This window comes from Dactylosporangium sp. NPDC050588 (assembly GCF_040654975.1).
In the GTDB taxonomy this organism is placed as follows: domain Bacteria; phylum Actinomycetota; class Actinomycetes; order Mycobacteriales; family Micromonosporaceae; genus Dactylosporangium; species Dactylosporangium maewongense.
On the sequence record NZ_JBFAJA010000047.1, the window covers coordinates 78,135 to 105,097 of the forward strand.

Annotated in this window: 23 protein-coding genes; 14 read left to right on the forward strand and 9 right to left on the reverse strand. The window is 73.0% G+C overall.

Going from position 1 to position 26,963, the window contains the following annotated elements:
• Positions 1-402 carry a hotdog domain-containing protein gene (locus AB0I21_RS30150; protein ID WP_344502945.1) on the reverse strand — a complete coding sequence of 134 codons (402 nt, stop codon included), beginning with the start codon at positions 400-402 and terminating at the stop codon, positions 1-3.
• 37 nt (positions 403-439) lie between these two features.
• On the opposite strand from AB0I21_RS30150, the gene AB0I21_RS30155 reads away from it, so the two are divergent.
• Positions 440-1,171, forward strand: a complete 732-nt coding sequence (locus AB0I21_RS30155) for an NAD-dependent deacylase (protein ID WP_360566190.1) — start codon at positions 440-442, stop codon at positions 1,169-1,171.
• A gap of 33 nt (positions 1,172-1,204) precedes the next feature.
• Here the strand turns inward: AB0I21_RS30155 and AB0I21_RS30160 are convergent, their stop codons facing one another.
• The 4 genes from AB0I21_RS30160 to AB0I21_RS30175 all read right to left on the reverse strand — a co-directional run bounded on the left by AB0I21_RS30160 (position 1,205) and on the right by AB0I21_RS30175 (position 4,808).
• The gene (locus AB0I21_RS30160; protein WP_360566191.1) at positions 1,205-1,528 is read right to left on the reverse strand and encodes a hypothetical protein; all 324 of its coding nucleotides are present in this window, start codon (positions 1,526-1,528) and stop codon (positions 1,205-1,207) included.
• Between the two features lie 970 nt (positions 1,529-2,498).
• The gene (locus AB0I21_RS30165) at positions 2,499-4,043 is read right to left on the reverse strand and encodes a PH domain-containing protein (RefSeq protein ID WP_360566193.1); all 1,545 of its coding nucleotides are present in this window, start codon (positions 4,041-4,043) and stop codon (positions 2,499-2,501) included.
• Positions 4,040-4,516: a PH domain-containing protein gene (locus tag AB0I21_RS30170; protein ID WP_360566195.1), complete on the reverse strand. Its 477-nt coding sequence runs from the start codon at positions 4,514-4,516 to the stop codon at positions 4,040-4,042. The genes AB0I21_RS30165 and AB0I21_RS30170 overlap by 4 nt, the downstream gene beginning before the upstream one ends.
• A gap of 85 nt (positions 4,517-4,601) precedes the next feature.
• Entirely contained in the window at positions 4,602-4,808 is a 207-nt protein-coding gene (locus AB0I21_RS30175) for an acetone carboxylase (protein WP_360566197.1), read from the reverse strand.
• A gap of 287 nt (positions 4,809-5,095) precedes the next feature.
• Here AB0I21_RS30175 and AB0I21_RS30180 point away from each other — a divergent pair, with 287 nt between their 5' ends.
• The 7 genes from AB0I21_RS30180 (at position 5,096) to AB0I21_RS30210 (ending at position 12,248) form a co-directional block, all read left to right on the forward strand.
• Complete coding sequence (locus AB0I21_RS30180) at positions 5,096-6,199, forward strand: MoxR family ATPase (protein WP_360566198.1); 1,104 nt, start codon at positions 5,096-5,098, stop codon at positions 6,197-6,199.
• Between the two features lie 14 nt (positions 6,200-6,213).
• The gene (locus AB0I21_RS30185; protein WP_344502939.1) at positions 6,214-7,119 is read left to right on the forward strand and encodes a DUF58 domain-containing protein; all 906 of its coding nucleotides are present in this window, start codon (positions 6,214-6,216) and stop codon (positions 7,117-7,119) included.
• Entirely contained in the window at positions 7,116-8,066 is a 951-nt protein-coding gene (locus AB0I21_RS30190) for a VWA domain-containing protein (protein ID WP_344502938.1), read from the forward strand. Before AB0I21_RS30185 ends, AB0I21_RS30190 begins: the two co-directional genes overlap by 4 nt.
• Positions 8,067-8,909: 843 nt before the next feature.
• Positions 8,910-9,614 (forward strand): 3-oxoacyl-[acyl-carrier-protein] reductase, encoded by a 705-nt coding sequence (gene fabG, locus AB0I21_RS30195; RefSeq protein ID WP_344502936.1) that lies wholly within the window; start codon positions 8,910-8,912, stop codon positions 9,612-9,614.
• A gap of 24 nt (positions 9,615-9,638) precedes the next feature.
• A complete protein-coding gene (gene fabI / locus AB0I21_RS30200) occupies positions 9,639-10,409 on the forward strand; it encodes an enoyl-ACP reductase FabI (protein WP_344502935.1) in 771 nt (256 codons plus the stop codon).
• A 20-nt stretch (positions 10,410-10,429) separates the two neighbouring features.
• Positions 10,430-11,437 (forward strand): ferrochelatase, encoded by a 1,008-nt coding sequence (locus AB0I21_RS30205; protein ID WP_360566201.1) that lies wholly within the window; start codon positions 10,430-10,432, stop codon positions 11,435-11,437.
• Between the two features lie 31 nt (positions 11,438-11,468).
• Entirely contained in the window at positions 11,469-12,248 is a 780-nt protein-coding gene (locus tag AB0I21_RS30210) for an HAD-IIA family hydrolase (RefSeq protein WP_344502933.1), read from the forward strand.
• Positions 12,249-12,964: 716 nt separating this feature from the next.
• Here AB0I21_RS30210 and AB0I21_RS30215 read toward each other — a convergent pair.
• A complete protein-coding gene (locus AB0I21_RS30215) occupies positions 12,965-13,750 on the reverse strand; it encodes a hypothetical protein (RefSeq protein ID WP_360566203.1) in 786 nt (261 codons plus the stop codon).
• 75 nt (positions 13,751-13,825) lie between these two features.
• Between AB0I21_RS30215 and AB0I21_RS30220 the strand changes: the two genes are divergently transcribed.
• Entirely contained in the window at positions 13,826-14,650 is an 825-nt protein-coding gene (locus tag AB0I21_RS30220) for a DUF3097 domain-containing protein (RefSeq protein WP_360566205.1), read from the forward strand.
• An 80-nt stretch (positions 14,651-14,730) separates the two neighbouring features.
• Here the strand turns inward: AB0I21_RS30220 and AB0I21_RS30225 are convergent, their stop codons facing one another.
• Entirely contained in the window at positions 14,731-16,056 is a 1,326-nt protein-coding gene (locus AB0I21_RS30225; RefSeq protein ID WP_360566207.1) for a serine hydrolase domain-containing protein, read from the reverse strand.
• A 169-nt stretch (positions 16,057-16,225) separates the two neighbouring features.
• Between AB0I21_RS30225 and AB0I21_RS30230 the strand changes: the two genes are divergently transcribed.
• Both AB0I21_RS30230 and AB0I21_RS30235 read left to right on the forward strand, forming a co-directional pair.
• Complete coding sequence (locus AB0I21_RS30230; RefSeq protein WP_360566224.1) at positions 16,226-16,654, forward strand: NfeD family protein; 429 nt, start codon at positions 16,226-16,228, stop codon at positions 16,652-16,654.
• 77 nt (positions 16,655-16,731) lie between these two features.
• Entirely contained in the window at positions 16,732-17,757 is a 1,026-nt protein-coding gene (locus AB0I21_RS30235) for an SPFH domain-containing protein (RefSeq protein WP_360566225.1), read from the forward strand.
• Here the strand turns inward: AB0I21_RS30235 and AB0I21_RS30240 are convergent.
• Positions 17,754-18,551, reverse strand: coding sequence for an RNA methyltransferase (locus tag AB0I21_RS30240; RefSeq protein ID WP_360566227.1), 798 nt, complete (start codon positions 18,549-18,551; stop codon positions 17,754-17,756). The two genes, AB0I21_RS30235 and AB0I21_RS30240, sit on opposite strands and share 4 nt — an antisense overlap.
• A 124-nt stretch (positions 18,552-18,675) precedes the next feature.
• On the opposite strand from AB0I21_RS30240, the gene AB0I21_RS30245 reads away from it, so the two are divergent.
• Positions 18,676-23,439, forward strand: a complete 4,764-nt coding sequence (locus AB0I21_RS30245; protein WP_360566209.1) for a hypothetical protein — start codon at positions 18,676-18,678, stop codon at positions 23,437-23,439.
• Here AB0I21_RS30245 and AB0I21_RS30250 read toward each other — a convergent pair.
• On the reverse strand, positions 23,420-23,620 hold the full coding sequence (locus AB0I21_RS30250) for a hypothetical protein (RefSeq protein WP_344502928.1): 201 nt from the start codon (positions 23,618-23,620) through the stop codon (positions 23,420-23,422). The genes AB0I21_RS30245 and AB0I21_RS30250 overlap by 20 nt on opposite strands.
• Before the next feature lie 266 nt (positions 23,621-23,886).
• Between AB0I21_RS30250 and ngcE the strand changes: the two genes are divergently transcribed.
• Both ngcE and AB0I21_RS30260 read left to right on the forward strand, forming a co-directional pair.
• A complete protein-coding gene (gene ngcE / locus AB0I21_RS30255) occupies positions 23,887-25,251 on the forward strand; it encodes an N-acetylglucosamine/diacetylchitobiose ABC transporter substrate-binding protein (RefSeq protein WP_360566210.1) in 1,365 nt (454 codons plus the stop codon).
• Positions 25,251-26,864, forward strand: a complete 1,614-nt coding sequence (locus AB0I21_RS30260) for a methyl-accepting chemotaxis protein (protein WP_360566212.1) — start codon at positions 25,251-25,253, stop codon at positions 26,862-26,864. Before ngcE ends, AB0I21_RS30260 begins: the two co-directional genes overlap by 1 nt.
• Positions 26,865-26,963: the final 99 nt, after the last annotated feature.

Here is a 26,963-nt window from a genome sequence, read left to right on the forward strand (position 1 = left end):
CTACTGGCCCAGGGCCTTCTCCACGAACCTGTGGCGGTCGACGAGCATGCGCTCGACCCGGCCCTCCGCCACGACCTGGCTGCCGTCGCGGGCGACGACCTCGAACACCAGCTTCCGGCCGTCGGTCTTGGCGAGGCGGGCCTCCACGACGACCTTGCCGCCGATCGGGGTGGCCGCGCGGTGCTCCAGCTCGACCCGCGTGCCGACCGTCGTCCAGCCCGGCGGCAGCCGCCTGACCAGAGCGCCGACGCTCGCCGCCTCCGCGAGCGCCAGCACCTTCGGCGTGCCGAGCACCGGCACGTCACCCGACCCCAGCGCCTGCGCCGTGTCGGCGTCGCTGACGATGAGCTCGACCCGGGCGACCGCGCCGACCCAGGGTGCCGCGTCCACTGAGAAACCCATGTGCTCAGCCTAGTGAGTCGCGGCTACAGTCGGGCCGATGCGTAACCTGGCGGCCTGGATCGATGCGGGCTCCGTCGTCGCCCTCACCGGCGCCGGCATCTCCACCGACTCCGGCATCCCCGACTTCCGCGGCCCCGACGGCGTCTGGACCCGCGACCCCGAGGCGATGAAGCTCTCCTCGATCGACCACTACGTGGCCGACCCGCAGGTGCGCCGCCGGGCGTGGCAGGAGCGGCTGCACAACCCCGCGTGGACCGCCGAGCCCAACGCCGCCCACCACGCCCTCGCCGACCTGGAACGCGCGGGGAAGGTCACCGCCGTCATCACGCAGAACATCGACGGCCTGCACCAGCGCGCCGGCGCCTCGAACGTCATCGAACTGCACGGCACGCTCTCCCAGACCGAGTGCCTCACCTGCGCCGAACGCCGCCCGATGCCCGAGACCCTGGCCCGCGTCACCGCCGGCGACCCCGACCCCGCCTGCCTCAGCTGCGGCGGCCTGCTGAAGTCGGCGACCATCTCGTTCGGCCAGTCGATGCACCTGCCGACCCTCGAGGCCGCCGCCGAGGCCGCCGTGGGCTGCGACGTGCTCCTGGCCATCGGCACGTCGCTGACCGTCCACCCGGCCGCCGGCCTGGTCGACGTCGCCCACAAGTCCGGCGCCATGGTCGTCATCATCAACGCGGCCGAAACCCCGTACGACCCCATCGCCCACCTTCTCGTCCGCGACCCGATCGGCGAGGTCCTGCCCCGCCTGGTCGCCGGCTGACCTTCTCCGCGGTCCGCCCGACGAGGCGCTGCCTCACCCGCCCGCCGGCCGCCCGGCCGACTCGCCCGCGATGCGTTCGGCGAGGTGCTGCCCCGCCCGACCGCCACTGCCCGCGCGGCAGCTGGCTGCCGTACCCGCGGCGGACCGCGGCTGCGCAGCCAGCGGGAGAGCGGTCGCCGGGCCCAGCCACGCGGCGACCAGGTCCTGCGGCGCGGCGACCAGGTCCTGCGGCGCGGCGACCGGGTCCGGCGGCGCGGCGACCGGGCCGGGCGGTGCGGCGACCGGGTTCGGCGGTGCGGCGGTTGGCTTCGGCGGCGCGGCGACCGGGTTCGGCGGCGGTGCGGCGGTCGGGCTCACACGCGCTCTCGTCCGTGACCGGTCGGCGAGGTGCTTGCCGTGCCTGCGGCGGGCCGCGACTGCGCCGGCGGTGGGGAGCGTCCGCCGGGTTCAGTGGTGCGGCGGCCGGGCTCGGCGGCGGTTCGGTGGTCGGGCTCGCACGTGCTCTCGTCCGCGATGCGTTCGGCGAAGTGCTTGCCGTGCCTGCGGCGGCCCGCGGCTGCGTAGCCAGCGGCGGCGCGGCGACCGGCTCCGGCGGCGGTGCGGCGGTCGGGCTCACACGTGCTCTCGTCCGTGACCGGTCGGCGAGGTGCTGCCGTGCCTGCGGCGGGCCGCGACTGCGCAGGCGGTGGGCCGTGACTGTGCAGGCGGTGGGGAGCGTCCGCCGGGTTCAGTGGTGCGGCGGCCGGGCTCGGCGGCGGTTCGGTGGTCGGGCTCGCACGTGCTCTCGTCCGCGATGCGTTCGGCGAAGTGCTTGCCGTGCCTGCGGCGGCCCGCGGCTGCGTAGCCAGCGGCGGCGCGGCGACCGGGTCCGGCGGCGGTGCGGCGGTCGGGCTCACACGTGCTCTCGTCCGTGACCGGTCGGCGAGGTGCTGCCGTGCCTGCGGCGGGCCGCGACTGCGCAGGCGGTGGGCCGTGACTGTGCAGGCGGTGGGGAGCGTCCGCCGGGTTCAGTGGTGCGGCGGCCGGGCTCGGCGGCGGTTCGGTGGTCGGGCTCGCACGTGCTCTCGTTCGTGACTGGTAGGCGAGGTGCTTGCCGTGCCTGTGGTGGGCCGCGGCTGCGTAGGCGGTGGTGGAGCGGCCGGCGGGTCCGGCGGTGCGGAGTCGGGCGGTGCGGAGTCGGGCGGTGCGACGATCGGGTCCGGCGGCGGTTCGGTGGTCGGGCTCGCACGTGCTCGTCCGTGACCGGTCGGCGAGGCGCTTGCCGTGCCTGGTTGCCCGCTGGCTGGCGCGGTGGGCTGCTGCTGCACCCGCTGCGGGACCGTCGCTGTTACACCGGCGGATGGGGCGCGGCTACAGGGCCCGGCGGCGTGGCAATCGGGTCCGGCGGTGCAGCGACCGGGTTCGGTGGCGGAGCGGCGACCGGGTTCGGTGGGGCGGCGATCGGGCCGGGCGGTGCGGCGTGCGGGTCCGGCGGCGGTGCGGCGACCTGGTCCGGTGGTGGGGCGGGCGGCTTCCGGAGCGAGACGGCGACGGCGGCGTGGCGGGCGGTGCGGGAGGTGGCCGCGAGGAGGTCGGCGAGGGCGTAGGCGTCGGCGGTGGCCCGGTGGCGGCCGACGGCGTGCAGGCCGCCCGCGGTGTCGACGTGGACCGTCGCGAGGTCCAGGGCGCGTTGCAGCGGGCCCTGGACCACCCTGACGCTCTGCACCCGGGCCAGCGGGACCACCACCAGCTCTCGGGTCAGGACGCCCTCCCGCACGACGACGACCGTGTCGGTGACGCCGATGCCGATCCGGGACCACGCCAGGGGCGCGAGCCACCGGGCGCGGCGGGGTGGGCCGGTGACGGAGACCGTGACCGCGTCGACGGGCGGCCAGTGGCCGGCGCTGGCCGGCGGCGGCATGGGCGGGGGTTTGGCGGGGCGGGCGTGGACGGCGGCGGTGAGCACGGTGGTGACGACCGCGAGCGTGTCGGGGGTGGACGCGACCGGGACGAGTGTGCCGGTGCGCAGCTGTGCCTCGCCGTGGCCCGCGTAGCCGGCGACGTCGAGGCGAGCGCGGGCCCAGCCGGCGCGGCGCCACAGGAGCGGCCAGGTGACCTTCAGCCCCTGGACGCGGTGCGGCGGGACGGTCTGGCTGCGCTTGTTGAGCAGGCCCTGGCGCAGGCGGAGCGCCGCGGCGTCGGTGCCGATGGTGAAGTCCCACTCGTCGAGGACGCGGCGGACGGGGACCTGGAAGACGCTGAGGAACGCGGTGATCGTGCTCGCCGCGCCGATCAGGGTCCAGGTCGGGTCGAGGGTCGCCTGCCAGGCGACGAACGCCAGGCCGGCGGGGACGGTCAGGGCCTGCGGGGTGAGCAGCTGCGCGAGCAGGAGCCGGCGGTTGGCGACGGCGAAGACGCGCGACTCGCCGGCGCCGGTGTCGGTGGTGGCGGCGTGGGTGTGGGGGACGCCGGTGGACAGGCCGATGAGGCGCGCGCGCAGGCCGGCGGCGCCGGCGACGGTCAGGTAGGCCAGGGGCGCCTCGGTCTTGCTGGCGCCGATCACCTCCAGGCGCAGCTCGGCCAGGCCGAAGACGCGGGCGAGCAGCGGCCGGACGACGTCGATCGCCTGCACCCGCTCCAGGGGGATCGTCCTGGTACGGCGTGAGATCAGCCCCTCGTGCACCCGCAGCTCCCGGCCCACGATCTCGTAGCCGGTGACGAACCAGACGACGGCGGAGACGACGACCGCCGCGACGAGGATCGCGCCCATCGCGGCCAGCCAGTGCACCAGGCCCAGGTCCGACAGGCCGCGCCAGGAGACGGCGGCGGCGGCGAACGCCACCAGCTTCGCCCCCTTCAGCAGCGGCGTCAGCGGGTGGAGGCGCTGTCTCACAGGCCCTCTTCGCGGATCTCGCCGAGCGCGGCGAGCCGGTCCCGAAGCCGGGTCGCCTCCGCGGCCTCGAGGCCCGGGACGGTCGCGTCGCTGGCCGCGGCGGCGGTGTGCAGGGTGACGGTGGCCAGGCCGGCGGCGCGCTCCAGGGGGCCGGCGGTGACGTCGACGAACTGCATCCTCGCGTACGGGACGATCGACAGCCGCCGCACGAGCAGCCCGTGCCTGACGAGCAGGTCCTCGGCCCGCTCCGCGTAACCCCAGGCGCGCACCGACCGGCGCACGAACACCGCCCGGAGCCCACCCAGTACCAACGCCGCGAACGACAACAGGAAGAACCAGGGGCTGACGAGCAGCGCCGCGACCGCGCCCGCCACCGCGAAGGCCAGGGTCCAGGCGCTCAGGACGGCGAGGCGCAGCCAGAAATAGCGAGGGGAGATTGATCGCCAAATAACTTCCAGGGGCGGCGCGGTCACGTCGTCACCTCCGCTGCGCTACGGTGCCGACGCGACCAGGTGCTGAGCCCATGGTGACGGGCCGCTCCGCTGCGCTCCGGTCCCGTCACGTGTCGAGCGTATCCGCTGCCACGGGGATGACGTCGCGGAGGAAACCGCGTGCGGTCAGGAAGTCACTCAGCGTCGTGCGGTGGGTGTCACACGCGAGCCAGATCTTGCGGCGCTCGGGCGTGTGCAGCTTCGGATTGTTCCAGCGCAGCTGCCACTTCGCCTCGGCGCGACAGCCTTTGGCCGAGCAGATGAGGGGATCCACGCGGCCAGTCTGCCAGCGGTGGAGCAGAGGATGAGCGCCGGGCGGCCACGGGGGAAGCCGCCCGGCGACGGGGTGAATCGTACCCACTCGGGTACGGGTGATGTCCAGTCACCCGAGGTGTCCGATCCGAAAATCCCGCCCAATCACTGGTCACTTTTACGACTAATACGTAAAAATCGGTCGCGGGTAGGACTCTCAGAAGCTTCCCAGTGACGTCGGATCGCGTTCGGTTGGTGCGGCGTGCGAGGCTTGGAGTCGTCTGTACGCCAGCAAGCAGTGGAGGACCGGTGACCCAGCCGAGCAACCCCGTCTCGCCGCCAGGTGGGCAGGTCTCGACGCCCGCGCAGGACGCGACCGTGCTGGAACGCGCCCTGTTCGAGGTCAAACGGGTCATCGTCGGCCAGGACCGGATGATCGAGCGGATGTTCGTCTCGCTCCTCGCCCGCGGTCACGTGCTGCTCGAAGGCGTTCCCGGCGTCGCGAAGACCCTGGCCGTGGAGACCCTCGCGCGGGTCGTGGGCGGCACGTTCTCCCGCATCCAGTTCACGCCCGACCTCGTGCCGGCCGACATCGTCGGCACGCGCATCTACCGGCAGTCCAGCGAGAAGTTCGACGTCGAGCTCGGCCCGGTGTTCGTCAACTTCCTGCTCGCCGACGAGATCAACCGCGCGCCCGCGAAGGTCCAGTCCGCGCTGCTGGAGGTCATGGCCGAGCAGCAGGTGTCGGTCGGCGGCGAGACGTACGAGGTGCCGCGGCCGTTCCTCGTCATGGCCACGCAGAACCCGATCGAGCAGGAAGGCGTCTACCCGCTGCCCGAGGCGCAGCGCGACCGCTTCCTGATGAAGATCCAGGTGGGGTACCCCACCGACAGCGAAGAGCGCGAGATCGTCTACCGGGTCAGCGTGAAGACCCCGGAGCCCGTCGCCGTGCTCACCCCGACCGAGCTCATGGCGCTGCAGGACAAGGCCGACGACGTGTTCGTGCACAACGCGCTCGTCGACTACGCCGTGCGGCTGGTCGTGGCGACCCGCTCCCCGGCGGAGCACGGGCTGGCCGATATCGCGCAGCTCATCCAGTACGGTGCGAGCCCCCGCGCCTCGCTCGGCATCGTCCGCGCGTCCCGGGCCCTCGCGCTGCTGCGCGGCCGTGACTACGCGCTGCCGCAGGACGTGCAGGACATCGCGCCCGACATCCTGCGCCACCGGCTCGTGCTGTCCTACGACGCGCTCGCCGACGACATCCCCGCCGACGACATCGTCAAGCGGGTCCTCGCCGCCGTGCCGCCGCCGACCGTCGCGCCGCGCCAGCAGGCCGGCCCGGGCGGCCACGGCGGACCCGGCGGCCCCGGCGGGCCCGTCCCCACCACGATCACCACCTGGCCCGGCCGTTGAAAGGCCGGTGATCCATGCCGACCGACGACGCCCGCGCCGAGGTTGTGCTCAACCGCATGCAACTGCTCGTCACCCGCAAGCTCGACGGCCTCCTCCAGGGTGACTACCTGGGCCTGCTGCCCGGCCCCGGCACCGAGGCCGGCGAGTCGCGGGAGTACCGGCCGGGCGACGACGTGCGGCGCATGGACTGGCCCGTCACGGCCCGCACGACCCTGCCGCACGTCCGGCAGACCGTCGCCGACCGGGAGCTGGAGACCTGGCTCGCCGTCGACCTGTCCGCGAGCCTCGACTTCGGCACCGCGCGCTATCTCAAGCGCGACCTCGCCATCGCCGCGGCCGCCGCGGTCTCCCACCTGACGGTCCGCGGCGGCAACCGCATCGGCGCCGTCGTCGGCACCGCCGGGGACATGCACCGGATGCCGGCCCGCCCCGGCCGCAAGGACGCGCAGGGCCTGCTCCGGGCGATCGCCATGACGCGGGCGCAGACGGGCCGCGCCGACCTCGGCGCGCTCATCGACATGCTCAACCGGCCGCCCCGGCGGCGCGGCATGGCGGTCGTCATCTCCGACTTCATGACGCCGGTCAGCCAGTGGTCCCGGCCGCTGCGCAAGGTCGGCGTCCGTCACGACCTCCTCGCCGTGGAGATCGTCGACCCGCGCGAGCTGGAGCTGCCCAACGTCGGCGTCATCGCGCTCGTCGACCCCGAGACCGGCCGCACCCACGAGGTGCAGACCGCCGACCCGAAACTGCGCCACCGCTACGCACACGCGGCGGCCGCCCAGCGCGCCGAGATAGCCTCGGCACTGCGCGGCGCCAACGCCGCGCATCTGAGACTGCGCACCGACTCCGACTGGCTGCTCGACATCGTCCGGTTCGTCGCGGCACAGCGGCACGCCCGGACGAGGGGGACGACCCGATGATTCGTTTGCTGTCACCGTGGTGGCTGCTGTCGCTGCTGCCCGTCTTCGCCGTCATCGGCGTGTACATCTGGCGTCAGCTGCACCGGCGTGCCTTCGCCGTGAAGTTCACCAACGTCGACCTGCTCAGCAGCCTGGTGCCCAAGGGCATCGGCGTGCGCCGGCACGTCAGCGCCGCCGCGTTCCTGCTGAGCCTGCTCGTGCTCAGCTTCGGCATGGCCCGGCCGTCGGTCGACACCAAGGAACCCCTCGAACGGGCCACCATCATGCTCGCCATCGACGTCTCCCTGTCGATGCAGGCGACCGACGTGCAGCCGACCCGCATCGAGGCGGCCAAGTCCGCCGCCACCGACTTCGTCAAGCAGCTCCCGGCGTCGTTCAACGTCGGCCTGGTCTCGTTCGCGAAGACGGCGAGCGTCCTGGTCTCCCCGACGAAGGAACGCGGCTCGGTGCTCCAGGCGATCGACGGACTCACCCTGCAGGAGTCGACCGCCACCGGCGAGGCCGTCTTCACCAGCCTCGACGCCATCCGCACCGTCCCCGCCGACGGCGCCTCGGGCCCGCCACCGGCCCGCATCGTCCTGCTCTCCGACGGCTTCCGCACCGCCGGACGCTCCCTCGAGGACGCCTCGGCCGCCGCCTCCGCCGCCAACGTGCCCGTCTCCACCATCGCGTTCGGCACCGACGAGGGCGTGGTCCGCATCGGCAACACCCCGCAGCGGGTCCCGGTCGACCGGGCGTCGCTGCAGAAGGTCGCCGAGACCACCAAGGGCTACTTCTACGAGGCCGCCAGCAAGGACGAGCTCAAGCGGGTGTACACCGACATGGGCAGCTCGATCGGCTTCAAGACCAAGCCCCGCGAGATCACCCAGTGGTACCTCGGCGGCGGCTTCCTGCTCGCCCTGCTCGCCGGCGGCCTGAGCCTCCTGTGGGGCAGCCGCCTCCCGTAACCGCTCCGGTGCCCGCCGCCCGTGATGATCAAGTAACGGACCCGGCTGTCATGACGACCGGATCCGCGATCCGATCACGGCGGATCCGGCCAGCGCGTCATCGTCGGTTATGTCGACTCGCTTCGCTCCCCGACATAACCGAAATTTCGGATATGTTCGCGCCAGCGGACATATCCGCGAGGGGCCTGACCGCACCTACTCCGTGATCCCGAAGGGTTCCGATAGCCAGGGCTGCCAGAATCATTCGGGATCATGAGGAACCACCCACACGGCCCACGGCGGAGAACGACCACCGGGATGCTGCGCGCACGCGGGCGAGGCTGCCGCGCGCAGCGCTGGCAGTGCGAGCGGAGCGAGCATTGGGGGGTCCGGGGTGAGAATCCCCCGGCGGGACCCGCCGCGCCAGCGGTGGGGCGGCGAGCCAATGGCCGAAGGCCAAGGGCGGGAAACAGCGTTAGTGTGCGCCGACGAGGTAGAAAAGGGCGGCAACCCAGACTGCGGCCAGGAAGAATCCAATGGGCGCGATGTAGCGGCTCATGACGTGCTCCCAACGGTGTGTCTCAACAGGAACGGAGAACAGACACGCGGAGCCGTGACAGGGGAAGGACTACACCCTGTCACGACTGGAAGGATCGCTACTTCGCACAGCGATCACCTCCAGGGAGCCGCAGCCGCACCGGGCGGTCAGCGAAAAGCACGAGCAGACGCCGCCATGGTACCGCCACGCCTCATGGCTCACATCAGCCGACCGGCGAGTTGCCGGGTACCCGTCAGTAACACCTAATCTCCGTACAGCTGATCGCAGCGCATCACGGAGCATCACAGAAGCAGAAAGGCGGCAACGTGGCGAGGACCGTGCTGGTCACCGGCGGTAACCGTGGGATCGGGCTGGCAATCGCGCAGGCGTTCGCGGCGCAGGGTGACAAGGTCGCGGTGACCCACCGGGGCTCCGGCGCCCCCGACGGGCTGTTCGGCGTGCAGTGTGACATCACCGACAGCGCCGCCGTCGACGCCGCGTTCACGACGGTGGAGGCCGAGCTCGGCCCCGTCGAGGTGCTCGTCGCCAACGCCGGCATCACCGACGACACGCTGCTGCTGCGGATGAGCGAGGACCAGTTCACCCGCGTGCTCGACACGAACCTCACCGGCTCGTTCCGCTGCGCCAAGCGGGCCACCAGCAAGATGCTGCGGGCGAAGTGGGGCCGGATCATCTTCATCTCCTCCGTCGTCGGCCTGTACGGCGGACCCGGCCAGGTCAACTACGCCGCCAGCAAGGCCGGCCTGGTCGGCATGGCCCGGTCGATCACCCGCGAGCTCGGCAGCCGCAACATCACCGCCAACGTGGTGGCGCCCGGGTTCATCGAGACGGACATGACCGCCGTGCTGCCCGAGGCGACGCAGGCCGAGTACAAGAAGGCCATCCCGCTCGGCCGGATGGCGAAGCCCGAGGAGGTCGCCGGCGCGGTGACCTGGCTCGCGAGCGACGCCGCCGGGTACATCACCGGCGCCGTCATCCCCGTCGACGGCGGCCTGGGCATGGGTCACTGACTTTTCCGGACACAGAGGAGAACCATGAGCGGACTGCTCGAAGGCAAGCGGCTGCTGATCACCGGGATCATCACCGACCAGTCGATCGCCTTCTCCGTAGCAAAGCTCGCCCAGGAGCAGGGCGCGACCGTCGTGCTGACCGGGTTCGGCCGGCTGTCGCTCGTCGAGCGGATCGCGAAGCGGCTGCCGCGCGAGGCGCCGGTCATCGAGCTCGACGTGACCAACCCCGAGCACCTCGCCGGCCTCGCCGACAAGGTCCGGGAGCACGTCGACGGGCTCGACGGCGTGCTGCACTCGATCGGCTTCGCCCCGGCCAGCTGCCTCGGCGGCGGGTTCCTGGACGCGCCGTGGGAGGACGTCGCGACCGCGCTGCACGTGTCGACGTTCTCCTACAAGTCCCTCGCGGTGGCCTGCCTGCCGCTGATGGAGTCCGGCGGCTCGATCGTCGGCCTGGACTTCGACGCCACGAAGGCGTGGCCCGTCTACGACTGGATGGGCGTCGCCAAGGCCGGCCTCGAGTCCGCGAACCGTTACCTGGCCCGGGATCTCGGCCCGCGCGGGATCCGGGTCAACCTGGTCGCGGCAGGCCCGCTGCGTACCATGGCGGCGAAATCCATCCCCGGCTTCGCGGTGTTCGAGGACTCGTGGGCGAAGACCGCGCCGCTCGGGTGGGACCTCAACGACCAGGTCGCGGCGGCGAAGGCCTGCTGCGCGCTGCTGTCGGACTGGTTCCCGGCCACGACCGGCGAGATCGTGCACGTCGACGGCGGGTACCACGCGGTCGGCTCGTCCTGACCCTCTGGTAACAATGGGGCGTGGCTTATGACGCGTTCCTGCTCGTCTCGTTCGGCGGTCCGGAAGGGCAGGACGACGTCCTGCCCTTCCTGGAGAACGTGACCCGGGGCCGCGGCATCCCCGCGTCGCGCCTCGCGGCGGTCGCGGAGCACTACCGGCACTTCGGCGGCGTGTCGCCCATCAACGCGCAGAACCGCGCACTGATCGACGCGTTGCGATCCGAGCTCGACCTGCCGATCTACTGGGGCAACCGCAACTGGCACCCGTTCCTGCCCGACACGGTCGCGCAGATGCGCGACGACGGCATCCGGCACGCGCTCGCGTTCGTCACCAGCCCGTTCGGCTCCAACTCCTCGTGCCGCCAGTACCTGGACGACATCGCGGCAGCCCGATCCACGGTGGGCGAGGACGCCCCGGCGATCGACAAGATCCGGCACTTCCACGACCACCCGCTCTACATCGAGTCGCACGCCGCGGCCGTACGGGCGGCCCTCGCAGAGCTGCCGTCCCGGCTCGCCGCGCGGCTCGTCTTCACCGCGCACTCCATCCCGACCGCTATGAACGCCGCCTCCGGGCCTGGCGGCGCCGGCCGGTACCAGGCGCAACTGCTGGAAACGGCGGCCCTGGTCGCCGCCGCGGCCGCCCCCGAGCTGCCCTGGGACCTGGTCTGGCAGAGCCGCTCCGGCCCGCCGCAGGTGCCGTGGCTGGAGCCCGACGTCAACGACCATCTCGAGTCGCTGGCGGCGGCAGGTGTACGGGAGGTCGTGGTCAGCCCGATCGGCTTCATCTCCGACCACCTGGAAGTGATCTGGGACCTCGACAACGAGGCGCGGGCCACCGCCGCGCGACTCGGAATCGCCTTCGCCCGCGCCGCCACCCCCGGCGTCGACCCCCGCTTCGTGACGATGATCCGACAGCTCGTCGATGAGCGCGTGCTTGCTCACAGTAACGTTCGTCACGCGCTCGGAACCGTCCCCACCTGGGATTTCTGCCCGGCCGACTGCTGCGTGTCACCGAAACGCGTATAGGCACGAAACGTTTCTGAGGGAGCATGTACGCGTGAGAGAACGCAAGCCCATCGAGTCCTGGCTCACCGACATGGACGGGGTCCTCGTGCACGAGGGCGAGCCCGTGCCCGGCGCACCGGAGTTCGTCAACCGGCTGCGCTCGTCCGGCAAGCCGTTCCTGATCCTGACCAACAACTCCATCTACACCGCCCGCGACCTCCAGGCCCGCCTGCGGCGCATCGGCTTCGACGTGCCCGAGTCGGCGATCTGGACCTCGGCCCTGGCCACCGCCCAGTTCCTCGACACGCAGCGCCCCGGCGGCACCGCGTACGTCATCGGCGAGGCCGGCCTGACCACCGCGATGCACGAGGTCGGCTACATCCTCACCGACACCGAGCCCGACTACGTCGTGCTGGGGGAGACCCGCACGTACAGCTTCGAGGCCATAACGCAGGCGATCCGCCTCATCAACGACGGCGCCCGCTTCATCTGCACCAACCCCGACGCCACCGGCCCCTCCAATGAGGGCGCCCTCCCCGCCTGCGGTGCGGTGGCCGCCCTCATCTCGAAGGCGACGGGCATCGAGCCGTACTTCATCGGCAAACCCAACCCGATGATGATGCGCTCGGCCCTCAACAGCATCGACGCCCACTCCGAGACCACCGCCATGATCGGCGACCGCATGGACACCGACGTCCTGTGCGGCCTCGAGGCGGGCCTGGAGACGATCCTGGTCCTGAGCGGCATCTCGACGGTCTCGGACGTGGAACGCTACCCGTACCGCCCGTCCCGCATCATCCCCTCCGTGGCCCACCTGATCGACGAGGTCTGACCTGGCTCTTCACTGCTGAAACTACGCGCTGTGGCGGCATGGTTGCGGCTCTGAAGATCGATTAGGTAAGCCTTGGTACGGTGCTAGTGAAACGGCCGGCGCGCCACCGGGACCCCTCCGTGACCACTGCCACGCCTAGGCGAGCAGTGCCCAGCAAGCCCGGCCCGCCATCCGACCCGACGCCCCCGCGCGACGTGCCGCGCGAGGCTCTGCGCGACGTGCCGCGTGATGCTCTGCGCGACGTGCCGCGCGAGGCATCGAGCCTGGGCGGGGCGCTGCTCGTGGGCGGGGGTGTTTCCGGGTGCGTCGCTGGTGTGGTTGGGCGCGAGCTTTCGGTGATCGGGAAGACTTTGTGTAGCCCTGGCTACCCAAGGTCTACCGGATCATGACCCCGGAGGGTGTGTCGGCCGAGTGGAGTGCGCGGTGGGCCGGGATGTGCTGGGCACTCCCGAGGCGGCCGGCTGGCACCTCGAAGCGGTCGTCGCCTGCCACATCCGGGCGGTGGCGGGCGGCGGGTGCTCAAGGTCACCGGATCATGACGGTCCGGACCGTGGCCGTCGGATGTGGGGCTACGAGGGGCGACCACCGGATGCGGCGCGCACGCGCAATCCCAGCCACGCGCGCAAGCGCGGGCTGTGCGCCGCGCAGCGGCGCATTGGGGTGCGGGTGAGAATCCCCGCCGGGCCCCGCCGCGGCAGCGGTGGGGGAATTACAGCTCAGATCAGGGGGGCGTTGCAGGCGGCTACCAGGGCGCGGCGGCAGGCGGTGGTGAGGGGGCGGAGGGCGGCGTCGCGTTGCTGGACCTCGTAGCCGTTGATGGCGCCGCCGGGTGCGGCGTGTTCGGCGAGGGCGAGCACGCGGTCCAGGATGGCCGCGCGGGCGTACAGGCGGCGGGCGCGCGGGTCGTAGCCGGGTGGCAGGTCGGTGGCGCCGTCGGGTTTGCGGAGGGCCTCGATCGCGCCGGCGAGCTCGGGGCGCCACTGGGCGATGTCGAGCTTCGCGAGGGTGCGGGTGGCGGTCGCCAGCTCGGCGGACAGCTCGGCCTCGGCCTCGGCGGTCGAGGGGCCGTCCAGCGGGGCCGGGACGGCCGCGGGTAAGACGAAAACCTGCCAGCGGACGGTCTCGAACTCGTCCCCCGAGCCCGAGGTGTGCAGGCGGACCTCCGGCACGAAGCCGAGGCCGCCCGCGATGACGCCCTCGCCGGCGAGGAGTGCGGCGCTGCTGAAGGGGCCGGGGCCCGGCAGGCCGCGGGGGTCGCCCGGCGCGGGGAGCACCAGGCGGACCTCGTCCGGGTGGAGCTTGGACAGCGCGGTGATCGCATCCACGAGGGATACGTCGGTCCACGTGCCGGGGACGTCGGAGACCATGTGCTCCTCGTCGCCGGAGATCTCGGCGGCGGCGTCGTCGCACGGCACGAGGCCGGCGCGCCACGCCCGGACCCATGCCGCGAAACGCGCCGAGCGGCGCGCCTGCAGGGTCGCCGCGCGTGCTGCGGGGGACATGGGAGCAAGGGTACGTGCTGACGTGCCGGTATGTCTCGCAGGCGCTGGGGGCGTCAGCCGATACGCTTGCCGTCCATGGACGTCCTGGCGAACAACGACTGGCGGCGCCGGCGCACGGTCCCGACGGTGGACGCCGAGCTGGACCTCGTCGTGGAGGATGTGGACTCGGGGTTCTGCGGTGCCGTGGTCGGCTACCAGTTCGGCGCGGTGGTGCTGGAGGACCGGCACGGCAAGCGGCGCAACTTCCCGCTGGAGCCGGCCGCGTTCCTGCTGGACGGCGAGCCGGTGACGCTCGTCAAGCCGAAGCTGGCGGTACAGCGGCAGAAGAGCACCATCACCAGCTCGGGGTCGATCGCGGTGGCCGGGCTCACGGCGCGCGTGGCGAGGCGGAGCCGGATCTGGGTCGAGGGCATCCACGACGCGGCGCTCGTCGAGCGGATCTGGGGGCACGACCTGCGCGTCGAGGGCGTCGTCGTCGAGCCTCTCGACGGCATCGACGAGCTGGCCGCGGCCGTCGACGAGTTCCACCCCGGGCCCGTGGCCAGGCTCGGCGTCCTCGTCGACCATCTGGTACCAAATTCCAAAGAAAGCCGAATTGTCGGAAATATCCGGTCGCCTTACGTCCTCGTCACCGGCCATCCGTACATCGACGTGTGGCAGGCGGTCAAACCCCAGGCAGTCGGCATCCGCCAGTGGCCGGTCGTCCCGCCGGGGCAGAACTGGAAGGAAGGCGTCTGCGACCAGCTCGGCGTGAGCGAGCCGGCCGACATGTGGCGCCGCATCCTCGCGTCGGTGTCCAGCTACAAGGATGTCGAGACCCCGCTGATCAACGCCATGGAGCGCCTCATCGACTTCGTGACCGAGCCCGACGAGGACCTGGACGACGACGAGGACGCCTAAAGGCGAAGGCGAAGACGAGGACGGCTGAAGGCGAAGACCTGGACGGCCTGGAGGCGAAACGGGCACGAAGACGGGGACGCCTAGAGCGCAGGCCACGGATCCCGGCTGAAGAGGAACGTCGCGACGTCGAGCGCGACCACCGCGCCGTCCCCGTCACGCACCACCCGCAGCAGCTCCCCGTCGCAGTCCCCGGACAGCCCGCGCCACACGTCCGGCGCGGGCCCGTCCGGCACGAAACGCCACGGCGTGCCCCCGGCGGTCAGCGGCGTCACGACCAGCTCGCCGCCGGCCCAGCCGACCTCGTGCTCGCGCCCCATCCACCACCACCGGCCGGTCAGCGGCAAGATCTCCGCCGGCGGCTCCTCGCGCGGCCGCCACGACGCCACCCGCACGGGCTCACGGTCCAGCACCGCGCCGAGCAGGTCCAGCCCGAAGCCGCTGAGGCCGCCCGAGTCGCGATAGCGCATGGTGTACGCGTTGGCGAACGTGACCACTGCTGTGCGTGACGGCCGGTGTACGGCCAGTACCGCCAGGTAGCCGGGCATCGAGCCGGTGTGACCGACGAACACCCGCTCCCCGCGCCGCCACAGCTGCAGGCCGAGGCCGTGCCCCGCGGTCCAGCCGTCGAGGTCGCTGAGCACGATCGGCGCGCACATCTCGTCGAGGGTCGCCGGCGCGAGCACCGCCGGGTCGGGCTCGGCCAGGAACGCCGCCCAGCGCCCGAGGTCCTCCACCGTCGACCACAGCTGGCCGGCGGGTGCCATCGCGGCCGCGTCGTGCCGCGGCTCCTCGCGCAGTTCGTCCAGCCACGGGTGCACGACGTAGCCGCGGGCGAACGGTTCGGCCTCGGCGTAGGTCGTACGGTCGAGATGGAGCGGACCGAGGAGCCGCTTCGCGAGCATCGACTGCCAGTCCTCGCCGCCGAGGCGGGCGACCATCGCGCCGAGCAGCCCGTAGGCGAGGTTCGAGTAGTGGTATCCGCGCAGCGGTGGGTAGGCGACCTTGTCGGCGGTGAGCGTGGACAGGAACGTGTCGACGTCCACCCCGGCGGCGCGCTCCCACCAGTCGCCGTCCGGCTCGCGCTGCACGCCGCCCGCGTGGCCGAGCAGCTGCCGCAGGGTGACGGTGCCGACGGGCGTGCCGGGAAGGTGGCGGTAGAGCAGGTCGTCGAGGGCCAGCTTCCCCTCGTCGCGCAGGGCCATGACCAGCGCCGCCGTCATCGTCTTCGTGATCGACCCGATCCGGAACTGCAGCCCGGCGACCGGCTGGTCGAGCCCGGCCGTCGCGACGTGCTGCAGGGCGCCGTCGCGGACGACGCCCGCGACGAGGACGGGCACCCGCCCACCGGCGTGGGCGCGGGCGACGAGGTCGTCGACGCACGAGACGGTCTCGGGCAGCAACGGCACGGCAGGCCTCCAAAAGGACGAAGCGGGGACGAAGCAGGGATGAAGCGGGCGACTGATTCCCCAACTGTGCACCGGGCCGGGCCGCACCGCGTATCGACAAGGATTCGGCAAGACGAGTGATCAGACGCGAGCGCCGCGTGCATCGGCGTGACACGATCGAAGCGTGGACCTGTGGCTGATCGTCTGGATCGTCGTCGGCGCCGCGCTCGTCGCGGCGGAGATCTTCACGACCACGTTCATCCTGCTGATGTTCGCGATCGGCGCGTTCGCCGCGGCGGGCGCCGCCGCCCTCGGCGCCGGGGTGCCGGTGCAGGCGGCGGTGTTCGCGGCCGGGTCGGCCCTGTCGTTCCTGGCGGTGCGGCCGACGCTCAAGCGCTACATGCGCCGCGACGTGCGCGACACGCAGATGGGCGTCGAGGCCCTGGAGGGCTCGACGGCGCTCGTCATCGAGGCGGTCGACCACGACAGCGGCCAGATCAAGATCGACGGTGAGTTGTGGCGGGCCCGGCCCTACGACGCGACGCAGACGTTCGCGATCGGGGATCGGGTCCGGGTGATCGAGATCAAGGGTGCTACCGCGATGGTGTGGAAGGACTGAGTCACGTGGATCCGAGTGTGTTCCTGGCGGTCGTCGTCATCGCCGCCGCCCTCCTGGCGATCGTCACGGTCGCCAAGATGGTCAAGGTCGTGCCGCAGCAGGTCGAGTACGTGGTGGAGCGGCTCGGCAAGTACAGCCGCACGCTGACGCCCGGCCTCAACATCCTGGTGCCGTTCATCGACTCGGTGCGCAACAAGGTCGACAAGCGCGAGGTGGTCGTCAGCTTCCCGCCGCAGCCCGTCATCACCTCCGACAACCTGGTCGTGTCGATCGACACCGTCCTGTACTTCAAGGTCGTCGACTCGGTCCGTGCCACGTACGAGATCTTCAGCTACCTGCAGGGCATAGAGCAGCTCACCGTGACGACCCTGCGCAACGTGATCGGCTCCCTCGACCTGGAGAAGGCGCTCACCAGCCGCGACGAGATCAACCGCCACCTGTCCGGCGTCCTCGACGAGACCACCGGCCGCTGGGGCATCAAGGTCACCCGCGTGGAGCTGAAGGCGATCGAGCCGCCGCCGAGCATCCGCGACTCGATGGAGAAGCAGATGCGCGCCGAGCGTGACCGCCGCGCCGCGATCCTGCACGCCGAGGGTCTCAAGCAGTCCCAGATCCTCACCGCCGAGGGCGAGAAGCAGGCCGCGGTCCTGCGCGCCGAGGGTGAGCGCCAGTCCCGCATCCTCACCGCCGAGGGCCAGGCGAAGGCGATCCGGACGGTGGTCGACTCGATCCACGTGGCCAACCCGGACTCAAAGGTCATGGCGTACCAGTACCTCCAGTCGCTGCCGCAGATCGCCGCCGGCCAGTCCAACAAGCTGTGGATCCTGCCGGTCGAGCTGACGAAGGCCCTGGAGGGCATCGGCGGCGCGCTGGGCGGCATGGCGCAGATGTCCGACGCCGCCCGCATCGACCTGGTCAAGCGCAACGTCGGCGAGGAGGAGGAGTCCGAGGACGTCATCGAGGCCCGCCGCTCCGCCGAGGACGCGGCCGCCGCCGCCAACGCCGAGGCCGCCGCCGCCGCCGCGCAGGTGTCCGGCACGCAGGTGACCGCCGCCGAGCTCACCGCCGAGTTCCAGCAGCCGTCCCACGAGCTCGAGCGTTAGCGGCAGAGCTCCCAGAAGGCGACCGCCGCCGCGGCCGCCACGTTGAGCGAGTCGACCCCGTTCCGCATGGGGATCACGACCCGCACGTCGCTGGCGTCGAGGGCCTTGGCCGACAGCCCGGGGCCCTCCGCGCCGAGCAGCAGCGCCGTCCGCTCCCGCTGCGCCGCGCTCAGCGTCTGGATCGGCACCGCATCCGCGGCCGGCGTCATCGCCAGCAGCGTCAGCCCCGCCTCCCGAACCGCGTGGAGCCCGTCCGGCCACGGTTCGATCCTGGCGTACGGGATCGCGAACACCTCGCCCATGCTGACCCGCACGCTCCGCCGGTACAGCGGATCCGCGCACGACGGCGACAGCAGCACCGCGTCCATCCCGAGCGCCGCCGCGCCCCTGAAGATCGCCCCGACGTTCGTGTGGTTGTTGACGTCCTCCAGGACCGCGACCCGCCGCGCGGTCGCGAGGATGTCGGCCGCGGCGAGGTCCGGTTTGCGGTGGAAGCTCGCCAGCACCCCCCGGTGGACGTGAAACCCGGTGATCGCCTCGAGCGTCGCCTGGTCGCCGGCGTACACGGGGACGTCGCCGAGCGGGAGGTCGTCGAGCTGGCCGACGCGCTTGCTGTCGATCAGCACGGACCGCAGCCGGTAGCCGGCCCGCAGCGCCCGGCGCAGCACCAGCTCGCCCTCGGCGATGAACAGCCCGTTGGGCGGCTCCCACCGGGTGCGCAGCTCGACGTCGGTCAGCGCCCGGTAGTCACCGATCCGCTCGTCGTCCTGGTCCGTGATCGTTGTCGCGCTCAGCACCCGGTCGATTCTGCCTTGCGCCGCGATCCCGCTTCCCCGGCGGTGACCCGGGACGGGCGACACGACATCCGCACCGGGGCGTCGGCGCGGTGCCGGCATCGAGGATCGATAATCTGGGTGCGTGGACGGGCGGGCCGATCCGGTGAGCGCCGGCCGTGGTGCCCTCGTCGACCTGCTGGCCAGGTTGAAGGTCCACGCCGGCGAGCCGACCCTGCGGCAGATCGCCGACCGGCTGACCTCGGCCCGCGACGGCGGCAGGCCGTCCATCGGGTACCTCAGCGAGATCTTCCGCGGGCGGAAGACGCCCAGCGGCGACCTGGCGGTGGCGCTGGCCCGGGCGCTCGGCGGCTCCGCCGACGACCAGGTCAGGGCCAGGATCTACGCCGACGCGGCCGCGCAGGTCGCCCGCCACGGAGCCGTGACCGGCGCTGCCGCCGCGACCGGCGCGGGCGAGCCGGACGGTGCCGGCGAGACCGGGTCCGGCGACCAGGACGGTGCCGGCGAGCCCGACGAGGCGGGTGTGGCCGCTCCTGTACTGCCGTGGTGGCGGCCGGACTACGCGGCGCACGTCGAGGACCTGGTGCCGGCCGGTGGGCTCAGGGACCGCGAGGCCGAGCTGGCGGAGCTCGCCGCGTTCTGTGCCGGCGACGAGCCGTACCTCTGGATCCAGGCGGAGCCCTGGGCCGGCAAGTCGGCGCTGCTGGCGACGTTCGTGCGCCATCCGCCGCCCGGCGTCGACGTCCTGGCGTTCTTCGTCACGGCCCGCCTCGCGACCCAGTCGGACAGCAACGCGTTCGCCGGGGCGCTGGTGGAGCAGCTGACGGGCCTGCTGGAGCTGCGGCTGGACGCGTCGGCGCCCGCGACGCAGGTGTCGCGGTGGCTTCCGCTGTTACGCACCGCGGCCCGGCACGCGGAGCTGGCCGGCCGCCGGCTGCTCCTGGTCGTCGACGGCCTCGACGAGGACAAGGGCGCGGAGACCGGGTCGGGGCTGGCGAGCGTGGCGTCGTTGCTGCCGCGGCACGCCGTCCCGAACCTGCGGATCGTGGTGTCGAGCCGGCCCGACCCGCCGCTGCCGGACGACGTGCCCGGCGACCATCCGCTGCGGCACTGCCGGGTCCGCTGGCTGACGGCGTTTCCGCACGCCAGCAGCATCGCCGCCCACGCGCGGCAGGAGCTGCGGGCGCTGCTGCTCGGCGACTCGACGCACGTGGACGTCATCGGCCTGCTGACGGCGTGCGCGGACGGGTTGACGGTGGCCGAGCTGGAGGAGCTGACCGGGCTCGACCGGTTCCGCCTGGAGCGGCTCATCGGTGGGGTCTTCGGCCGGTCGGTCGCCGTCCGGCCGGTGCCCGCGTCCGCACCCGAGCCGGTGCTGCTGTTCACCCACGACGAGCTGCGCGAGCAGGCGGTGAGCGGGCTCGGCGCCGCGATCGGCCGGCACCGGGAGCGGATCCACGCCTGGGCGGACGGCTACCGGGCGAAGCGCTGGCCGGTGGGCACGCCGCAGTATCTGCTGCACGGCTACCCGCGCATGCTGCGGTCGCTGCCCGATCCGGGGCGGCTGATCGCGCTCGCCGTGGACCACGACCGGCACGACCGGCTGCTCGCCGTCACCGGCGGCGACGGTGCGGGCATGGCCGAGGTCCGGGCCGCCCAGGACCTGATCATCGGCCGGCCCGAGCCGGACCTGCGCGCCATGGTCCGTCTCGCGCTGCGCCTGGACGAGCTCACCGCCCGTAACGCCAACATCCCGGCCGGCCTGCCGGCGCTGTGGGTCGTCCTGGGGGAGCCCGCGCGGGGCGACGCGCTCGCGCAGGGCATGGCCGATCCGGTGGCGCAGAACATGGCCCTCGGCCAGCTGGCGGCCGCGGTCGCCGGGACCGTCGACGAGCGGTTCGCCCAGACGGTCGCGTGGAGCATCGTCGACGCCAAGCGGCACGAACGGTCGCTCGCCGACCTGGTCGAGACGGCGGTCAGCATCGGCGACCACCACCGCGCGGCGCGCTTCGCCCGCAGCGCCATCGACCAGGACCGGTGGACGCGGAGCATGCTGGGTCTGGTCGGCGCCGTCCTCGACGACGGCGACCTGCCGCTCGCGATGTCACTGGCCCGGTCGATCATCGACCCGGACCACCGGGCGCTGGCCATGAGCCAGCTGCTGCGGGCCTTCGGCGCCGCGGGCGACGCCGACCAGGTCGAGCGGCTCATGACGGAGGCGGAGGCCGCGGCGCACGCCGCTCGCGACCGCAGCGGCCGGTCGGTGGCGCTGGCCCGGCTGTCCGCCGCGGTCCGCGCGGCCGGCCGGAGCCGGCGAGCGGAGCGACTCTTCGCCGAGGCGCTGTCCCTGGCCCGGTCCATCACCGACCCGGCCGCCCGGTCCCGCACACTGGCCGGCCTGCTGCAGTGGGGCGCTCCGGCGCCCGGCGGCCTCGGCGACCTCGCCGCCGAGGCGGCAGCTGCCGCCAGGACGATCGACGGACAGATCGCGCGGGCGGAGCTCCTGCTGGAACTCGTCGACGCGGTCCTCGCCGCCGGCGACCTGCGATCCGCGGAGACCCTCGCCCGCCTGATCGACGACCCGCGTCTCCGCACAAGCGCCCTGACCCGCCTGCTGGAACACACCGCCCGGGCAAGCGCCACACCACCGGCCGCGGACGAACCAGCCGCGGACGAACCAGCCGCGGACGGCGCCACACCACCCGCCGCGGACTTGCCGGCAGCGGACGCGCTGGCCGTGGACAGCGCCGCACCACCGGTCGTGGGCGCGCCGATGGCGGACGGCGTCGCACTACCGGTGGTGGACGCACCGGCCCTGGACGCAGACGCGCTGGTCGTGGACGGACCGGTGGTGGGTGGTGCCGCGCCGCTGGTCGTGGACGCACCGGTCGTGGAAGCGTCGGCGGCGGATGGTGCCGTGCCGCTGGTCATGGACGCAGCAGCCGTGGATGCGCTGATCGTCGATGTGCTGGCCTCGGCTGTTGGCATCGGCGGCAGGGGGGCGCGGGCGCTGGCGTACGCGGAGCTCGCGGCGGCGCTGTACACCGCCGGCCGCCCCGACGAGACGCGACGGCTCGCCGCCGAGGTGGCCGCGGCCGCGCCGAGGATCGCCGACCCGGCGGAGCAGGCCGCGGTGTGGATCGCGCTGATCCGCCTCACCCCGTTCATCGGCGCCGGCGAGATCGAGCGGCACGTCGCTGCTGCCCACGCCGCCGCGGGCCGTTTGCAGCGGGCGCAGCGGACACCCGTCCACGCCGAGCTCGTGGCCGCGATCATCGCCGCCGGTGGGGCGGACCGGGCGGAGCGGTACGCCGCCGCCCTGCCCGACGCCGACCAGCGCGCGGCGGCGCTGACCCAGGTCGGCCACGCGGTCGCGGCCGCCGGCGACCACCGGCGGGCGGCGGTGCTCGCGGTCCAGGCCGAAACGGCCGGCCGGACGGTGGACGTGCTCACCCGGGCGCACACCCTCGGCGCCTTCGCCGCGGCGGTCGCCGTCACGGGGCGCCTCGGCCTGGCCGAACGCCTCGCCCGGTCGATCCCGGACGAGCAGCTCCGGGCGCAGGCCCTCGCCCGGCTCGCCACGACGGCCGCCAGGACCGGCGCGTTCCCGCTGGCGGAGAAGCTCGCCGGCGCGGTGCCCGACCCGGCGCTGCGCTCCCGCACCACCTGCGAGCTGGCCGCGGTCGCGGCGGCCGCCGGACAGCCTGACCGGGCCGAGGCGTTCGTCGACGCCGTCGACGACCCGGACCAGCAGGCCGAGGCGCGGACGCAGCTCGCGGAGACGCTGACCCGCCAGGGGCTGCACGACCGGGCGCAGCGCGTCGCCTCGCACCTCGCCGACCCGTTCCAGCGGGTGCTCGCCCGCATCGCCCTGATGAAGCTGGCGTCCGGCCTCGGCGGCGACGAGGCCGCCCGGCTCGCGACGGACGTCGACGCGGCGATCCGGGCGCTGCCGCACGCCGACGAGCGGATCCCGGCGATGATCCAGCTCGTCGGTGCCGTCCTCGCCGCCGACCGGGTCCGTGCGTGGCGGCTGACCGCGGAGGTCCGGGACGCCATCGACGAGCTGCCCGACGAGGAGCAGCGGGCGTGGCTGATCGTCCAGCTCGTCGAGGTCCTCGCCGCGAACGACGAGGCGGACCGGGCCGAGATCGTGGCCCGGGCCGTCGCCGACCCCGGGCAGCGGACCTGGGCGCTGGTACAGCTCATCGAGACGCTCGCCGCGGCGGGCGAGACGGAGCGGGCCGAGGCCGTCGCGTACGGGCTCGACGACCCGGACGAGCGGGCCAGGGCGCTGGCGCGGCTGGTCCGGGCCGGCGGTGCCACCGCAGGCAGGCGGGCCGAGGCGATCGCGTTCATGCTGCCCGACCCGTACCGGCAGGCGGAGGCGATGACGGACGTCGCCGCGTCGCTGGCGGAGCGCGGCGACCACGACCGGGCCGAGGCCGTCGCGCTGGCCGTCAGCGACCCCGAGCAGCAGTCGTGGGCGCTGGCCCAGGTCTGCCTGGCCGCCGTCGACGCCGGCGACCTCGGCCGGGCCGAGCGGCTGACCCGCGGCATGCCGGTCGCGGAGCAGCGGGTGCAGGCGCTGGCACCGCTGATCGCCGCGGTGCGGGCGGCGGGGGACCCGCACCGGGCGGAGCAGCTCGCCGCGGAGGCCGAGGCGGTGGTGCGGACGATCACCCAGCCCGACCGGCGGGTCCAGGCCGTCAACGCCCTGGTCGCCGTGGTGCCGCCGGCGCACGCGCACCGGCTGCTCGCCGGCTCGCTCGGCCTGAGCGGCTGGAAGCAGTGCCTGCTCAGGCTCGCCGAGGTCGCCGCGCCGGTGGTCCTGCGCGCCGCTGAGGACTACCTGGACGCGGACTCCGCTACCGCCGCTCGTCGATGAGCGCGTCGAGCCGGCCGAGGATCCACAGGGTGGTGACGGCCGCCGCGAGCTGGCCCGGGCCGGGGTGCGTGAACCCGAACCGCGTCGCGGCCTGCTCGGCGACCGCCCCCGCGGTGGAGCCGAGCGAGAGCGCGGTCGTGACGATGACGGCCTGACGGAGCGTCCAGGGCTTCGTTCGCATGTTCGTCCTCCGGTGTACTGGTCGCGAAGTGCTTGCGGCGCCCAGTACACGCGGCAAGAGGCGTTCGCCCGGCCGCCGGCGAACAACGAACCTGCGGGTGCCCGCACCGGCTGCGCGGACAGGGGGATGTTCGCCGCGCACCGGCGAACACCACCGGGTTTGGTTGAACCGGCCGCCGGATGGGCAGAGGCACCCTGCGGCAGACCGCGCCGGTGCGAATGCTCAAGCGGCACGGTTGCCGGCCGAGTAGAACGTGCGTGAACCACTTGTCACGACGGGCACTGCTGGCCGCGGCGACGCTGCCGGCCGCGGGGCTGCTCGCAGGATGCGGGGACGACGGCTCGCCCACGGCGGCGTTCGACCCGTTCGGGATCACGCCGGAGCGCGCGCTCGAGGTGGTGATCTTCAACGGCGGCTTCGGTGACGACTACGCCAAGGCGCACGAGGAGCTGTACCGCAAGCGCTTCCCCCGGGCGCAGATCAGGCACACGTCGACGAAGAAGATCGTCGGCGACCTGAAGGGCCGCTTCGACTCCGGCGACCCGCCCGACGTGATGAACAACGACGGCGCCGACCAGTTCACGACCGGCGAGCTCGTCAACGACGGTGCCCTGCTGGACCTGACGGAGCTGCTGGACAGCCCGAGCCTCGACGACCCCGGCGTGAAGGTGCGCGACACGCTGCTGCCCGGGACGGTGGAGTCGGGGACGTTCAACGGCAAGGTGTACGGGCTCAACTACATGTACACCGTCTTCGGTCTCTTCTACGACGCCACCCGCTGGCAGGCGGCCGGCTGGTCGCCGCCACAGACATGGGAGCAGTTCCTGGAGCTCGCCCCGAAGATCAAGGCGGCCGGGGTGGCGCCGTTCGCGCACGCCGGGAAGTACCCGTACTACATGGGCTGGACCATCGCCGACTGGATCCACAAGGCCGGCGGCGCCGCGGCGGCGGCCGCGATCGACAACCTCGAACCGGGCGCCTGGCAGCACCCCGCCGTGCTCGCCTCGGTGGAGCTGGCGATCGAGCTCGTCGGGCGCGGCTTCGTGCTGGCCGGCAGCGACAAGCTGTCGCACACCGAGTCGCAGCAGGCGCTCATCGACGGCCGGGCGGCGATGCTGCCCTGCGGCACCTGGCTGGAGAACGAGATGAAGGCGACGCTGCCGGCGTCGGTGAAGCTGACGATCGTGCCGGTGTGGAGCGTCGGCACGGGCGACACGATGCCCTACGGGTCGGCCCGGGCGGGCGCCTCCGGCACGTTCGCGGTGCCGACGATGGCGAAGAACAAGGCCGGCGGGCTGGAGTACCTGCGCGTCATGCTGTCCAAGCCCGGCGCGGGCCGCTTCAGCGAGCTCACGAACTCCCTGGCCAGCCGGAAGGGCTCGGCCGACGGGGTCGCCGGCTCCAGCGGCCTCGCGTCGGCCAACGAGGTCGTCAAGGGCGCCGGGAACAACCTCATGACCTGGAAGTTCAACGACTGGTACGGGGCGCTGGACAAGGCCTGGCAGGCCACCATCGCCGACGTGATGTCCGGCGCGCTGAAACGCCCCGCGGACTTCGCGGCCCGGATGCAGGCCGCCGCCGACGGGGTGGCCCGGGACAGCTCCATCACGAAGTTCCGGCGGGACGCCTGATGGCGGCCCCGAGCGGGGGTCTGACCGGGGCGCTGCGCGACATCCGGTGGACGATCGGGCGGCGGCTGCTGGCCGGGTTCGCGGTGGCGCTGGTCCTGCTCATCGCCGTGGGCGCGGTGGCGTACCGCAACACGCTGCGGCTCACCGACGACCAGCGCCAGGTCGAGGCGGCGCACGCGCTCATGTCCGAGTTGGACGAGCTGTGGAACGCGCTGCAGGCCTCCTCCAGCGGCACGCAGGCGTTCCTCGTCTCCGGCGCCGACGCCGATCTGAAGGCGCACCAGCAGGCGCAGGACGCCGCGACCGCGAAGTTCGCCGACATCGCCCGGCGCATCGGCGCCGACCCCGCCGAGCGGGACCGCATCCGCGAGCTGCGCCCGCTGCTCGACGCGCGGTTCGCGCTCATGGACCGCGTCGTGCAGGCCCGCCAGACCGGCGGCTTCGAGGCCGCCCGGAAGGTCGCCGACGCGGACCGGGCCCAGCGGCTCACGGCCGGCGTGCAGAGCGTCACCGGCGAGCTCCTCGCCGCGCAACGCCAGCGCATCGCCGCGCTGCAGGCCAGGTCGAACTCCGTCGTCGACTCGACCGAGCGCACCGTGCTCGGCGGGACGCTCATCGCCGCGGTGCTGCTGCTGATGGTCTCGCTGTGGCTGACCCGCGGCATCGTCCGCCCGATCAACGTGCTCTCCGAACGCATCGCCGAGATCGCCGAGGGCGACGGCGACCTGACCCACCGCGTCGACGAGTCCCGCCGCGACGAGGTCGGCGACCTGGCGAAGCGCTTCAACCGGTTCGCCGACAACATCGCCCGGCTGGTCCGGGAGATCGCCGAGACCGCCGACACGGCCTCGGCGGCGGCGCACGAGCTGTCGGTGATCAGCGCCGGCATGACCATGAACGCCGAGCGCACCCACGCCGAGGCCCAGGCCGCGGCCGGGGCGGCGGAGGAGGTCTCGCAGAGCGTCCACACCGTCTCGGCCAGCGCGAACGAGATGGGCAACTCGATCAGCGAGATCGCCCGCAGCACCGCCGCCGCGAGCACCGCCGGCGCCGACGCCGTCGCCCGCGCCGACGAGGCCACGGCCACCGTCACCCGCCTCGGCGAGTCCTCGGCCGCGATCAACGAGGTCCTGGGCATGATCAGCGCGATCGCCAAGCAGACCAACCTGCTCGCGCTGAACGCCACCATCGAGTCCGCGCGGGCCGGCGTGGCCGGCAAGGGCTTCGGCGTGGTCGCCGACGAGGTGCGCGCCCTGGCGCAGCAGACCGCCGAGGCCACCGAGAACATCACGTCCCGCATCGCCGCCATCCAGCGCGACGTCGCCCGCGCCGTCGAGGCCATCACCGCGACCGGCGAGGTGATCGGCGCCGTGAACGCCTACCAGGGCAGCATCGCCAGCGCCGTCGAGGAACAGTCGGCGAGCACCGCGAGCATCGGCACCCACATCGGCGGCGCCGCGGACAGCGCGATCAGCATCGCGGGCAGCGTCCGCAGCATCGCCGACATCGCCCAGGTGACGGCCGACGGCATCAGCCAGGTGACCGGCGCCGCGGGCGAACTGACCCAGGTCTCGACCCGCCTCACCCAACTGGTCGGCCGCTTCCGGACCTGACCCCGCCCGCCCCGCGGCGGAGAAAGCGGAGATCGCCCCACCCGGCGACGGGCACAGCTGGGCCATCGAGCAAGGTCGTAGTGACCAACGTCTGTGCGG